The following is a 12,771-nucleotide window of genomic DNA, read 5'->3' on the forward strand; positions in this document are numbered from 1 at the left end:
GCGTCGCTGCCGGGCCCCCCCCCCCCCTCGACTCGGCGCATATTCCCGTCTTACCTGACCGCCGCCTCACGGTTCGAGGATGAGCTTGCCGACCGTGCGGTGGGGCCCGGAGAGGAGAGCCCATGGCCGGCAACACCGGCGTGGAAGAAGGCGTCGGACGGACCGCCCTCATGGTCGCCGCGGCGCGGGCGATCGAGACCCACCGCCACGACGCCCTGGCGCGGGACGTCTACGCCGAGCACTTCGTGCGCGCGGCACGGGCGTCCACGGCCTGGCCGGTGCGCCTCCAGCAGGTTCCAGACGGCGACGCCGATCCGTTTTGGGGCCGGTTCGCGCGCTACTTCGGCCTGCGGACAAGGGTCCTCGACGACTTCCTCCTACAGCAGGTGCGCGCGGGGATCCGGCAGGTCGTACTCCTCGGAGCCGGCCTGGACACGCGGGCGTACCGGCTCGACTGGCCGCCCGGCTGCACGATCTTTGAAATCGACCAGGAGGACGTCCTCGCGTTCAAGGACCGCGTGCTCGACGGGCTGCCTGCCGTGCCGAAGGCCGAGCGCATCACGATCGGGGGCGATCTGCGCTTCGAATGGGCCAGCGAGCTGACCCACGCGGGCTTCGACCCGGCCGCACCGACCGCCTGGCTCGCCGAGGGGCTGCTGCTCTACCTTCCCCATGCCGCCGAACGCGCCCTCATCGAGACGGTGAACGGGCTGAGCGCGGCGGGGAGCGCTCTGGCCTACGAGGTCAAGATCGGTACGGAGTCGGCGGCCGTCCGCGAAAGCCCGATCTACTCGGCGGCCAGGCGACGGATCGGTGTCGACCTTCTCGCCCTGTTCGGCGGGGAGCCGAGGCCCGACTCCGCCGGGGACCTGGCCGCCAGGGGCTGGTCCACGTCGGTCCACACCGCGTTCGAATTCACCCGCCGCCACGGGCGCGGTCCCCACCCCGAGCCCGAGCGGCCCGACGCGCTGGCCGCCAACCGGTGGGTGTTCGCAAGCAGGCCCTGACCGTGACCCGGCCGCAGGACGGGCGCGGACATGACATTCCACCAGTGCCCCGCCCCCCGATGCCGACGGCTGGCAACGTCTTTTGACCGGGACCAGCGAACAAGCCATACGCGAGCCCGATCCGCGTTACCGTCGCGACCTCACCAGTCCCACAAGATGCCCAGGGATCACACCATGGACCTGCTGACCCACGGAGCCTCACTGGCCGATCTCCAGGACTACGTCGCGAAGATGGAAGTCGAGCGCGGCCTGGATCACCTCGCCGTCGACTCTCAATGCCTCAAGCTCGGTGAAGAGGTCGGCGAACTGTTCCGCGCGGTGCGCAAAGCCAACGGCGATCCCGCAGACCCGCACGGCCGCGTCGTGGACATCGGCGAGGAACGCGCCAATGTCCTGATCCTGGTGGCCTCCATCGCCAACCGGAAGGGAATCGACCTCGAAGCGGCGTTCCGCGCCAAAGAGGCCAAGAACAACTACCGCACCTGGATCTGACGCATCACTACCAGCGGCCCGATGTCCCAGGCCGGGCCACCCGGTGGGTCCTGCCGATGGTCCTGGGCTAGCGATTCGTAGATCAAGCGCCGAGGCCGAGGCGGCCTGCTTCGACTTCTGATCAGCAGATGTCGGCCGTCGGGGTCCTGTGGACGCGGCTAAGGTACGGAAAAGGGGCCACCGGCGAGCACCGGGGCCCTTCTTCCTTGTTGGGGCTGCTACTCCTCGTTGGAGCGCACGGTCAGCTCAGCGACTTCAACGCAGGATGAGCCATTCTGGCTTCTGATGCTCTTTCGCCAGGCTGCATCGGACAGATCTTGGGGCGTTGGCATCGGTACGGTCTTCCTATCTCGTCACCTCACCGTTTGGTGAGTATGTCCAGCGTATTCGCCGGACTGGCGGCAGCGCCGACAAGATTCAGGAACGCGGCGTGGTACCGCTTCACCTCGGACGATTCCTCGATGAACATCTCGCCGGCGACCAGGTCGACGAAGACCGCGTCAAGGTCGCCGGGCTCGGGGAACTGCAGGATGTTGAACGATCCGGACATGCCCGCATGGGACCCGGCGCCGAACGGGACCACCTGAACGGTGACGCTCGGGAGTCCGGCAACCTGTCGCAGGTGCTCGAACTGGGCGCGCATCACCTCGGGGCCGCCGACCTCCCGATGCAGCACGGCCTCGTCGAGCACGGCGATGACCTCGAGTACCGGATCCTCGTACAGGGCCTGCTGTCGTCGCATCCGGACGTCGACGCGGGCCTGGACCTGCTCGTCGGACAGCTTTGTCGTGCCGCCGCCGATGACGGCGCGGGCGTAGTCCTCGGTCTGCAGCAGGCCCGGGACGGTGAGCGGCTCGAAGACCAGCACGCTCGATGCCTCGGCTTCGAGACCGATGAAAGCGGTCGTCGCCTCGGGCAGCATCTTGTCGTACGGGTCCCACCATCCGCGCTTGCGGCCATCGCGGGCGAGCTGCACCAGGTAGCCGCGCTGGGCCTCGTCGACGCCGTACACCTCGCACAGGTCCCGAATGTCGCGCGGGTCGGGTCGCTTGCCCTCGTTCCGCTCCATGCGGGTCAACTTGCTCGGCGCCCACTCCAGCCGGGCAGCGACCTCGGCGCTCTTCAGGCCGGCTTGTTCGCGCAGGCTGCGAAGCTGCTGCGCGAGACGACGGCGGCGCAGGGTCGGGCTTTCCCGCGTTGGCATTGGCGTCTCCGTATCGGAGTGGCTCGGTGAGGTGATGGTAATGCACTCCGTAATCACGTTCATGGAAACCCGACATTCGTCACTATAGCCGCGCGACCCAATTTAGGTCTTGCGATTTAGGTATGCCGCGAGCATGATAAGCGCCGTACCTAGCCGCCAAGCTCGGCCGTGCCAGCCGGGCACCCCTACCTGGGGAGTTGATCCCCCGTGCCATCTGACCCAGAGGTCGCGGACTGCACCGCATCCCCCACCGTGGTCTGGCCTCTGCCTGCCACCGACCGCCGACCGTCCTTCATCGCGCTCCGTGCCATCCCTGAGTCCGTCGTCCGGGGCCGCCGATTCGCCAGCGACGTCGTCTCCGGGCACACCCTCGACGACGATCACGCCTACATGATCCGGCTCCTGGTCTCCGAGCTGCTGACGAACGCCCTGAACGCGGCCAGCGCCCTCCGTAAGTGGCCGTACGACGCATGGCCGCTGCGCCTGGACGTCGCTGCCTGCAACCGGTGGACGTACCTGGCGGTCACCGATCCCGACCACCGGCCGCTTCCCGCCTCTTTCGTCAGCGGTCTGGAGGCTGAGCATGGGCGAGGCCTAGCCATCGTCGACCAGGTCGCCGTCGTGCGCTGGATCACCTACGCCGGGCATAGCAAGACCGTGCACGTCGTCATCGCCGCGCCTGGCGTCACCATGACGGCCGCCGAGCTGAAGCAGATCGGGGCACCGGCTTGAGCATCGCGAGTGAGTGTCGGAAGCTGGTGGACGCGCTTACCGACCCAACGGTCGGCAGCCTCACTCCCGAGCAGGAGTTCGCTGAGCCGGCAAACCTGATCGCCCGCTACCCGCGCGAGGCGCGGCGGCTTCCCGACTGGCAGGAGCGCGCCAACCGATAGACGTGGGAGCGTCCCGGTGTTTGGCCACGGAGAATCCGACTCGACCACCGGATCGACGGGGCGCTCCCACTCAGACGCCCCGGCAGCCATCGACCGCTGCGCATGCCGGGAAACGAACGGCCGCCGGGCGCGGGGCATCTGGAGGGATTCCCGCCCGGCGGCCTCTGAACGCCACGGCCCCAGGCTGCAGACGCGGGTGCCCGGGGGCATCGCCCTACATCTCCAGCTCCGGGTCACGCCGCGGGCAGCCCGGGACCCGACATCTCCTACCTGGAGGCCACGCGTTGGCGCCGATACCAGTCCGCGATGGAGTGCTTGTAGCCGTCTGGCATGTTCAGCGTAGGCACCTCAGCGTCGGTGAACAGGCCGAGCTCCTTGTGCTCATGGCTCAGCACCGGCGGTCGGTCAGTGTCGAGTCGGCACCCGTAGGTCACGATCAGGACGTCCACGCCCTCGGTGATGTGGTACACCCACGAGTCCAGGATCGTCTGGACCGTCACCGGCCAGGACGCCTCCTCTTCGATCTCCCGCGCCACACACACGGCCGGGTCCTCACCCAGCTCGAGCTTGCCGCCGGGCAGCTCCCACTCGTTCCGCTCGTTCCGCAGCAGCAGCACCCGGTCCTTGCGATCGAGCACGACGCCCTTGACCGAGACCGGGAACCGGTACGCCGCGTTGTCCGTCGCGGCCGCCGCCGCCGCCATCTCTCCCATGCCTGCACCCCAACACGTCCCATCGGTGCACACCAGCCCCATCGGTAAACGCTGATCAACACGCGGAGGAATCCATGACGCCCATTGACGTACGCGCCGAGACTGGCGCGACGCTCTGACCGAACAGCTAGCGACCCGCGGACTCGCCACGTTCACTGGGCGCTGCCGCTCGGGTTCATGACCGACAGCACCGGTCCGCGGACAGCAAGAAGCCGCCCCGACTGCTGGCCGGCCGTAGGTGACGGTAGTGAGACGCAGAGGCGGCCGCACCGGAACTGTCGGATCCACCAGTAGCGAGATGTAACTCAAGGAAAGCTGCCTCCAGTCGCAAGCAGGGCGATTTCAAAGTCGGCGTTGGCTCTCGTGGTTGTTGCGTTATGTGATCAGCAAGATGGTTCGGAGGGGGTCGCCCCAAACACGCGACCTTGAAATCGCCCTGGGAGGGTGCGGTCTGATGGGGAAAATTTCAGACGATCATTCCGAAACACGCACCCTCGAAATCGCCCCGGGGGGATCCGTGTGTTTCCACGCCGTCCACTGAGACGAGAAAATTTTCGTCTCAGTGGACGGCGGCTGAGGCGGTTACGTGCCGCCGGTGCCCATTACATGGGCATTTATCACGCTAGGCCAGGGCGATAGCGGGCGGTGTCGGCGCGGGTGTGCGCAGCGTCGGCGGTGACCGGCACCCCCCGGCGGGCGTCCCCCACTCGGCGCGCCGAACCGCTGCCCGGCCGGATCTCGGCGGGCGCCCGGCAACCGCGACAGCTCCTGCGGCGGATCGGCTGCCTACCGGTCACGCAACGCAGTCGCACTCAATTCGCAAGCGCGGTGTTCCCGCAGGCAGTGGCCATGGCCCGGAACGGTAACCGGTGGCCGCTAGGCGCCGACACCATTCGCGTGCAACGGCCTCCCCACCCCGGGCACCCGCCCGAGGGGGTATTTTGGCCCGACCAAAGAATCAACGAAAGGTGACCGAGTGAAAACACTTGCGCGCTCCGCTGCGACCCTGCTCGCCGCAGGCACCGCGGCCCTGACGATAGCGACCGCAGCGCACGCCGAGCAATGGGTCACGGTGGGCAGCGAATATGAAACATTGTCTTCCTGCAACGCTGACGGACGTGCCTACGCCGCCAAGTACCACCCCTCGGCATGGAAGTGCAGGGCTGACACGACGCCCGGCAAGTACGGCTACTTCCTGACCGTTTTCGAGTAAGCCGCTCATCCGCTCCGGCAGGCTCGGACGCCATTCGCACAGGGCCTGCCGGAACGTACCGCCACAGCTCGTTCCGCCGTGCGCCGCCGCACCAAGTAGCCGCACATCTACGGATGTGCGCCGATGTCGAATCGGAGCGTGCGAGGCACCCCAGATGCCGTGCCAGCTCGGTGACCCTCGTTGTCGAAGCGGGCGTCGCGGCTGCGCACCCCCTCGTACCCGCTGTCATCGGTCATCACCACTCCACTGTGCTGCAGGCGACATGTCGTCTGCTACGCGGTAACCACCCCGGGACTTACTGTGTAAAGGCCATCGCTCGGTGAAAAACCAACTCGTGAACGAGGAAGGAAAGACTTTTGTCAGGGTCGCCTGGCGGCGAGGACGACCAGGTCGGCGAGTTGGCGGAGGGATTCGAGGTCGTCGGGGAGCTGGCCCGTGGCGATGCGGATGTGAGGGGCGGACGGTCGCACCTGGTAGCGGCTGCCGGGGGCGGCCGCCACTCCGTGCGCGGCCAGGGTGACGAGGGCGGCGGACTCGTCGGCGACCGGCACCCACAGCATCAGCCCGTCGCTGTTCCGCGTCACCACTCCCTGGGCCGCCAGCGCCTCGGCCATGCGTTCGCGGCGTTGCGTGTAGACCGTACGGGCGTGGTCGACGGCGGCGCGGGCGTCGGCGTCTTCGAGGAGATGGGCCAGGGCGTCCTGCAGGATGCGGCTGGTCCAGCCGGTGCCGTAGCTGCGGAGGACGCGGACCCGTTCGATGGTCTCCTCGGCGCCGCCGAGCACGGCGATGCGCAGGTCGGGTCCGTGGGACTTCGAGTATGAGCGGATCAGGACCGTTTGTCCGGGGAGGTGCTCTCCGATGCTGACGGCCGGCGTGGCCGACGCCTCGCCGAGTCCGTCGTCCTCGACCGTAAGGGTGCTGGTGGGTGCGAGCAGCGCGGCGAGCTCGGCGGCGCGTTCGCGGGTCAGGGAGTGCCCGCAGGGCGTGTGGGCGCGGGGCTGGTAGACGAACGCGGCCGGATTGGTCGCGAGGGCCTCGGCGAGGGCGGCGGGGATCGGGCCCCCCTCGTCGCAGGCGACCGGGATCACCTCGGCGCCGAGGGCCTCGAAGATGTCGAGCAGCCGTGCGCCGGTGGGGTCTTCGACGGCGATCCGGTCGCCGGGGAGGGCAGCGGTCTGGCAGGCGAGCTGGACGCCTTCGTAGCCGCCGCCGGCGACGAGCCATGCCTCCGCGGGGAACGGCCAGGTGGGTTCGACGGCGCGGCGCAGGCGCGGGGTGATGGTCTCGCGGGCGTAGTCGTTGAGGCGCTCGGCGTGCGCGGCGGCGGCGAGGGCCTTCTCCAGCGGGGGGAGCAGCGCCGGGTCGGGGGCGGCGATCGCCAGGTCGACGGAGAGGTGGCCGCCGAAGTGGCCGATCCGTTCGTACCGGACGGGGTGGGGGACGCTGGGCGGTCCGACGACGATCGTGCCACGGCGGCGTTGGGCGCTGATGACGCGGTGCCGGCGGAGTGTCGACCACGCGTCGGCGACCGTGGCGGGGCTGACGCCGAGTTCGGTGGCGAGGCCGCGGACCGTGGGCAGGCGTGTCCCGGCGGGCACCTCTCCGCGGCGGATGAGGTCGGTCACGGCCGAGGCGATGCCCCGGGCGCTGCGGTCGCCGATGTAGTCGGCGAGCCATCGGGCGTCCACCGAGGGCTCGGGCATGGTCCACCTGCCGTTCTGTCGATTTCGCGGTGGTAAATCTTTGTGCAGTAACAAAATGAGTATTGTACTTGCTTCTTGCTGAACATATCGTCGGTCGCCATCGAGGGATGTCGATTGAATGGAGCGATGTGTCGGTTCCACGGATTCGCCTGGCCCTGCGCGACTGGGATCACCTGGTCCCGCTCGTGACCGGCCGGGTACGCCCACGGGACTTCGAGCTGGAGGTGGAGTCCCGGCCGGTGACGCCGGACGTGCTCGATGAGCCGGAGCTGGACGGCGGCGAGACCTCCTTCAGCCGCTATGCGCTGGGGCGTGGCCGCGGCGACGACCGGTTGGTCGGGCTTCCGGTGTTCGTCATGCGCGGGTTCCGGCAACGGTGCGTCCTCGTCCGGCGTGACAGCGACCTGGCGTCGCCGAAGGACCTGGCCGACGCGCGGATCGGGCTGACGGGCTGGCCGGACTCGGGCAACACGTGGACCCGGGCGCTGTTGCGCGCGGCCGGGGTGGACCTGGACGGCATCGCCTGGACGGTCGGGCCGCTGGTGGCGGGGGAGACGGGTAAGGACAGGGTGGGGCCGCGGCCGCTGCCGTCCAATGTCACGGTGGCGGCGGAGGGCGAGTCCCTGGTTGAGGGACTGGCGGCCGGGCGGTTCGACGCGGTATTCACGCCGTTCATGCCGGATGAGCTGTTCACCGCGGACAGCCGGTTCCGCCACCTGTACGAGGACCATCGCGGCGCCGAGATGGACTACTTCCAGGCGACCGGGTTCGTGCCGGGGATCCACCTTCTCGCGGTCAAGCGCGCGGTGGTCGACCGGTACCCATGGCTGCCGGCGGCCTTGGAGGAGGTCTTCGAGGAGTCCAAACGCGTCTGGGTGGCGCGGCGGCGGCAGCTGGCCGACACCACGCCGTGGCTGCTGGCGGAGCTGGAGGCGAGCGCGGAGGTCTTCGGGCCGGACTGGATGCCGTACGGGACGGCCGCCAACGCCGCGATGACCGCGGCCTTCTGTGAGGAGCTTCACGTGCAGGGCATCGCCCCGCACCCGATCGACGCCGAGGAGATGTTCGCATGAAAATCGCTGTCGGGCAGTTCGCAGTCGCCGAGGACTGGGCGAGCAACCTGAAGTCCTGTCAGGCGCTGGTCGACGAGGCCGTGGCAGGGGGAGCGGACCTGCTGGTGCTGCCCGAGGACTCCATGGCCCTGTTCATCGATGAGCCGACGCGCATCGTCGAGGCGGCCCAGCCGCTGGCCGGTCCGTTCCTGAGCGGTCTGCTGGAGCGCACCGCCGGGTCGTCGACGACGGTCGTCGTCGGCATGCACGAGCCGGCGGGGGACGGGAAGGTCTTCAACACGCTCGCCGCGGTACGCGACGGCGCGCTGGTGGCGACCTACCGGAAGGTTCACCTGTACGACGCCTTCGGCGCGCGTGAGTCGGACCGGGTGCGCCCGGGGAGCGGCGAGCCGGTGGTGTTCGAGTGCGCCGGATGGCAGGTCGGGTTGATGACCTGCTACGACGTAAGATTTCCGGAAATGGCCCGGCTGCTGGTCGACCGGGGCGCCGAGCTGCTGGTGCTGCCGGCGGCCTGGGTGCGCGGGCCGGCCAAGGAGTGGCACTGGGAGGTCATGGTGACCGCCCGGGCCTTGGAGAACACCTGCTACGTCGCGGCGTCCGGCGAGTGCGGCCGCCGCAACATCGGCGCGAGCATGGTCGTGGATCCGCTCGGGATCGTTCGCGGCCGGCTGGGTGACCGGCCGGGGCTGTTGTGGTCCTCCGCCGACCGTGAGGAGCTGGCCGCGGCCCGCCAGAAGCTGCCCGTGCTCGCCAACCGGCGATTCTTCGTCGACCCGTCAATGCGTTAAGGAGTGAATATCGTGTCGAAACGGATCGTCGCCGCGCTCGCCGCGGCGGGTGTTCTCGCGGTGGCCGGCTGTGGTGCGAACCCGAGCGAGGTGGACGGCGGCAGTGGTGGCGCCAAGGCGCAGGGTGCGGGCTCGGTGGACCTGAAGCAGACCCTGAACAAGGAGCTGAACGCCAAGCTGCCGGCGAAGGTGAAGGCCGCGGGCAAGCTGATCTCGGTGAACAACGGCTCGTTCCCGCCGTACGAGATCGCCGGTGCGGACGGGAAGTCGCTGACCGGGGCGTCGGCCGACGTGGCGACGGCGCTGTCCGCGATCCTGGGCGTGAAGATCGAGCACGTCACGGTGGACGGGCTGCCGAGCGAGCTGACCGGGATCAAGGCGGGGCGGTACGACTTCGCGATCGGGCCGATCGGTGACTTCCCCGAGCGGGAGACCGCGAACGACTTCGTGGACTGGGTGCGGGAGTTCGTCGTGTTCGCCGTGCCGCAGGGGAACCCGAAGCACATCAACTCGATCACGGACACGTGCGGGCTTCGCATCGCGGTGATGGCGGGTGGTTCGGCGGAAGACGTGATCAAGAAGCAGGCGCAGGCGTGCGTGCAGCAGAAGAAGCCGGCCGTGCAGGTGCAGTCGTACAAGGACCAGCCGACGTCGATCCTGGCGGTGCGGTCCGGGCGCGCGGACGCGTTCTTCTCCTCGCAGGCGCCGCTGACCTACTTCGTCAAGCAGGCGGGTAAGTCGCTGGAGCTGGCGGGCACGGGCAAGGCCAACGGGTTCGACGACCTGTACCAGGGTGCCGTGGTCGCGAAGGGGTCGCCGCTGCGGGACGTGCTGCTGGAGGCGCTGCGCACGCTGATGGCGAACGGCACCTACAAGAAGATCATGGACAAGTGGGGTCTGCCGGCGAACATGCTGGACAAGCCCGGCGCGAACCTGGCACCCAGGAAGGGGTGACTCTTTCGTGGCAGTGACCGAGAAGACGTCCCGGGACGCGGTGCCCGAGGTGGACGTCGCCGGGGCGGCGCGAACGCGGCATCCGCTGCGCTGGGTGGCGTCGTTCATCCTGCTGGTGCTGGCGGCGCAGCTGGTCCACCTCCTGGTGACCAACGACAACTTCGAGTGGGACGTCGTCGGGCGTTACTTCAACGCCCAGATCATCGGCCGGGGGATCGTCACGACGCTGGAGCTGACGGTGATCGCGATGGCCGTCGGTGTCGTGGGCGGGGTGCTGCTGGCGGTCGGGCGGCTGTCGGAGAACCGTCTGCTGCGTACGTCGTGCGGGGTGTACGTCTGGTTCTTCCGGGGCATCCCGGTGCTGGTGCAGCTGGTGTTCTGGTACAACCTGTCGGCGCTGCTGCCGCGGGTGTCCTTCGGGGTGCCGTTCGGGCCGGAGTTCGTCAGCGGGGGGACCAATCATCTGATCACTCCGCTGTTCGCGGCGATCCTGGGACTGGGGCTGAACGAGGCGGCGTACATGGCGGAGATCATCCGTGGTGGGCTGCTCGCGGTCGACCCGGGCCAGACGGAGGCGGCGCAGGCGCTGGGCATGAGCGACGCGCGGACGTTCCGGCGGATCGTGATGCCGCAGGCGATGCGGTTCATCGTCCCGCCGACCGGCAGCCAGGTGATCAACATGCTGAAGGCGACGTCGCTGGTGAGTGTGATCGCGCTGGCGGACCTGCTGTACACCGTTCAGTCAATCTACAACCGGACGTTCCAGACGATCCCGCTGCTGATCGTCGCCTGCCTGTGGTACCTGCTGATCACGTCGGTGCTGTACGTGGGGCAGTCGTTCATCGAGCGTCACTACGCGCGGGGGGCGACGCGGAACGCTCCGCAGGGTTTCTGGGACTTCCTGCTCATGCGCCGCCGTGCGCAGTTGCCGCCGACGACTCCGGAGGTGCCGTCGTGACCGCCGTTCCGCTGACCGACGCGCCGCCGATGGTGCGCGCCCGCAACGTCCGTAAGAGGTTCGGGCATCTGGAGGTGCTCAAGGGCATCGACCTGGACGTGGCGGTGGGCGAGGTGGTCGTCGTGCTGGGGCCGTCCGGGTCGGGCAAGTCGACGTTCCTGCGCTGTATCAACCATCTGGAGACCATCGACGGTGGTTCGATCCACGTCGACGGTGAGCTGATCGGGTTCCGCGCGCAGGAGGGCCGGGTCCGGCACCTGCGCAAGCGGGAGATCACCCGGCAGCGCCGGGAGATCGGGATGGTGTTCCAGCAGTTCAACCTGTTCCCGCATCTGACGGTGCTGCAGAACGTCCTGGAGGCGCCGACGGGCGTACGCCGTGAGCCCCGCGGGCCGGCGCGTGAGCGTGCGCTGGAGCTGCTGGCGAAGGTCGGGCTGGAGGAGAAGTCCGCGAGTTATCCGCGGCAGCTGTCCGGTGGGCAGCAGCAGCGGGTCGCGATCGCCCGTGCGCTGGCGATGCGGCCGAAGCTGATGCTGTTCGACGAGCCGACCAGCGCGCTGGATCCGGAGCTGGTCGGCGAGGTGCTGGCCACCATGAAGGGTCTGGCCGAGGAGGGCCTGACCATGGTGGTGGTGACACACGAGATCGGGTTCGCGCGTGAGGTCGCCGACCGGGTGGTCTTCATGGACGCCGGCGTGGTCGTGGAGTCCGGGTCGCCCGCGTCGGTGCTGGACGATCCGTCCAACCCGCGTACGCAGGCGTTCCTCAGCCGGGTGCTGTGATCGGCGGGCGGGTGCGGCAGGAGGCGCGATCAGAGGCGGTACGAACGGGTCGCGGTGCCGCCGAGCACCGCGGACGTCTCGTCATCGTTGAGACCGGAGGTGAGTTGCTCGGCGGTGGCCAGGATGTCGGCGTAGGTGGCGGCGAGCAGGCACACGGGCCAGTCGGAGCCGAACATGAGGCGATCGGGGCCGAAGGCGTCGAGCACGATGTCGGCGTAGGGCCGAAGATCGGCGATGGTCCAAGAAGCCCAGTCCGCCTCGGTGACCATGCCGGAGAGTTTGCATGTGACATTCGGGTGCGTCGCGAGCGTGCGAATCGAGGTCGCCCAGGGTTCCGGCCGGCCGCCGGCGATCGGCGGTTTGCCGAGGTGGTCGAGGACCAGTGTGAGCTCTGGCAGGGCCTCGGCGACCCGGATGGCGGCCGGGAGCTGGTGCGGCAGGACCAGCAGGTCGTAGGTGAGTCCGGCGTCGGCGAGCGCGGAGAGCCCGCGTCGTACGTCGGGTCGGCAGAGCCAGTCCGGATCCGCTTCGCTCTGAACCGAGTGGCGGATCCCGACCAGGAACTCGCCCCCTGCGCCCTCGCGCAGCGCGGCGAGTGTGTCGGCGACCTCGGGCGCGGTGAGATCCACCCAGCCGACCACTCCGGCGACCAGGTCGTCACCGGCGGCCATGGCGAGCAACTCCGGTGTCTCATCCGCGACGGTCACGGTCTGCACGACGACGGTCGCGCTCACGCCTGCCGGCTCTGCTTCGGCTCGCAGGTCGGCGAGTGTGAAGTCGCGGCGCAGCGGGGCGAGCGCGTCGCCCTTGATCCAGTCCTGGTCGCGGACGGCCAACTGCCAGACGTGGTGATGGGCGTCCACGATGCCGGTGGCGTTCATGGGGAGCTCCCGAAGATAGGCGCTGGGTGTCGTCGGGTCGGTCTATTACGCGTCTCGGGGGTCCGCGGCCTTCGTCTCCGGGCCCTCGGCCACCAGCGACAGGGCGT

The 12,771-nt window shown here is 68.9% G+C and carries 14 protein-coding genes; 9 read left to right on the forward strand and 5 right to left on the reverse strand.

The window, feature by feature from the left end:
• The first annotated feature begins 122 nt into the window (after nt 1-122).
• Nucleotides 123-1,007, forward strand: coding sequence for a class I SAM-dependent methyltransferase (locus tag NE236_RS23595; RefSeq protein ID WP_252844281.1), 885 nt, complete (start codon nt 123-125; stop codon nt 1,005-1,007).
• A 174-nt stretch (nt 1,008-1,181) separates the two neighbouring features.
• Nucleotides 1,182-1,499 (forward strand): MazG nucleotide pyrophosphohydrolase domain-containing protein, encoded by a 318-nt coding sequence (locus NE236_RS23600; protein WP_252844282.1) that lies wholly within the window; start codon nt 1,182-1,184, stop codon nt 1,497-1,499.
• A 218-nt stretch (nt 1,500-1,717) separates the two neighbouring features.
• Here NE236_RS23600 and NE236_RS45135 read toward each other — a convergent pair whose 3' ends face one another.
• A complete protein-coding gene (locus NE236_RS45135; RefSeq protein WP_372494427.1) occupies nt 1,718-1,831 on the reverse strand; it encodes a DUF397 domain-containing protein in 114 nt (37 codons plus the stop codon).
• A 26-nt stretch (nt 1,832-1,857) separates the two neighbouring features.
• A complete protein-coding gene (locus NE236_RS23605; RefSeq protein WP_252844283.1) occupies nt 1,858-2,703 on the reverse strand; it encodes a helix-turn-helix domain-containing protein in 846 nt (281 codons plus the stop codon).
• 207 nt (nt 2,704-2,910) lie between these two features.
• Here NE236_RS23605 and NE236_RS23610 point away from each other — a divergent pair, with 207 nt between their 5' ends.
• Nucleotides 2,911-3,435: an ATP-binding protein gene (locus NE236_RS23610; protein WP_252844284.1), complete on the forward strand. Its 525-nt coding sequence runs from the start codon at nt 2,911-2,913 to the stop codon at nt 3,433-3,435.
• A gap of 427 nt (nt 3,436-3,862) precedes the next feature.
• Here NE236_RS23610 and NE236_RS23615 read toward each other — a convergent pair whose 3' ends face one another.
• Nucleotides 3,863-4,309, reverse strand: a complete 447-nt coding sequence (locus NE236_RS23615) for an NUDIX hydrolase (protein WP_252844285.1) — start codon at nt 4,307-4,309, stop codon at nt 3,863-3,865.
• Nucleotides 4,310-5,285: 976 nt separating this feature from the next.
• On the opposite strand from NE236_RS23615, the gene NE236_RS23620 reads away from it, so the two are divergent.
• The gene (locus tag NE236_RS23620; protein WP_252844286.1) at nt 5,286-5,522 is read left to right on the forward strand and encodes a hypothetical protein; all 237 of its coding nucleotides are present in this window, start codon (nt 5,286-5,288) and stop codon (nt 5,520-5,522) included.
• 359 nt (nt 5,523-5,881) lie between these two features.
• Here the strand turns inward: NE236_RS23620 and NE236_RS23625 are convergent, their stop codons facing one another.
• Nucleotides 5,882-7,228 (reverse strand): aminotransferase-like domain-containing protein, encoded by a 1,347-nt coding sequence (locus NE236_RS23625; RefSeq protein ID WP_252844287.1) that lies wholly within the window; start codon nt 7,226-7,228, stop codon nt 5,882-5,884.
• A gap of 128 nt (nt 7,229-7,356) precedes the next feature.
• On the opposite strand from NE236_RS23625, the gene NE236_RS23630 reads away from it, so the two are divergent.
• The 5 genes from NE236_RS23630 to NE236_RS23650 are packed head-to-tail and all read left to right on the forward strand — an operon-like array spanning nt 7,357 to nt 11,783.
• Entirely contained in the window at nt 7,357-8,301 is a 945-nt protein-coding gene (locus NE236_RS23630) for a substrate-binding domain-containing protein (protein ID WP_252844288.1), read from the forward strand.
• A complete protein-coding gene (locus tag NE236_RS23635; protein WP_252844289.1) occupies nt 8,298-9,089 on the forward strand; it encodes a nitrilase-related carbon-nitrogen hydrolase in 792 nt (263 codons plus the stop codon). Before NE236_RS23630 ends, NE236_RS23635 begins: the two co-directional genes overlap by 4 nt.
• A gap of 12 nt (nt 9,090-9,101) precedes the next feature.
• Entirely contained in the window at nt 9,102-10,043 is a 942-nt protein-coding gene (locus NE236_RS23640; RefSeq protein WP_252844290.1) for an ABC transporter substrate-binding protein, read from the forward strand.
• Nucleotides 10,044-10,050: 7 nt separating this feature from the next.
• Entirely contained in the window at nt 10,051-11,001 is a 951-nt protein-coding gene (locus NE236_RS23645) for an amino acid ABC transporter permease (protein WP_252844291.1), read from the forward strand.
• Nucleotides 11,002-11,030: 29 nt separating this feature from the next.
• Entirely contained in the window at nt 11,031-11,783 is a 753-nt protein-coding gene (locus tag NE236_RS23650) for an amino acid ABC transporter ATP-binding protein (protein ID WP_252844483.1), read from the forward strand.
• A 29-nt stretch (nt 11,784-11,812) separates the two neighbouring features.
• Here NE236_RS23650 and NE236_RS23655 read toward each other — a convergent pair whose 3' ends face one another.
• Nucleotides 11,813-12,664, reverse strand: a complete 852-nt coding sequence (locus tag NE236_RS23655) for an amidohydrolase family protein (RefSeq protein ID WP_252844292.1) — start codon at nt 12,662-12,664, stop codon at nt 11,813-11,815.
• Nucleotides 12,665-12,771 lie beyond the last annotated feature (107 nt).

It is taken from the genome of Actinoallomurus purpureus (assembly GCF_024055795.1).
Taxonomy (GTDB): domain Bacteria; phylum Actinomycetota; class Actinomycetes; order Streptosporangiales; family Streptosporangiaceae; genus Actinoallomurus; species Actinoallomurus purpureus.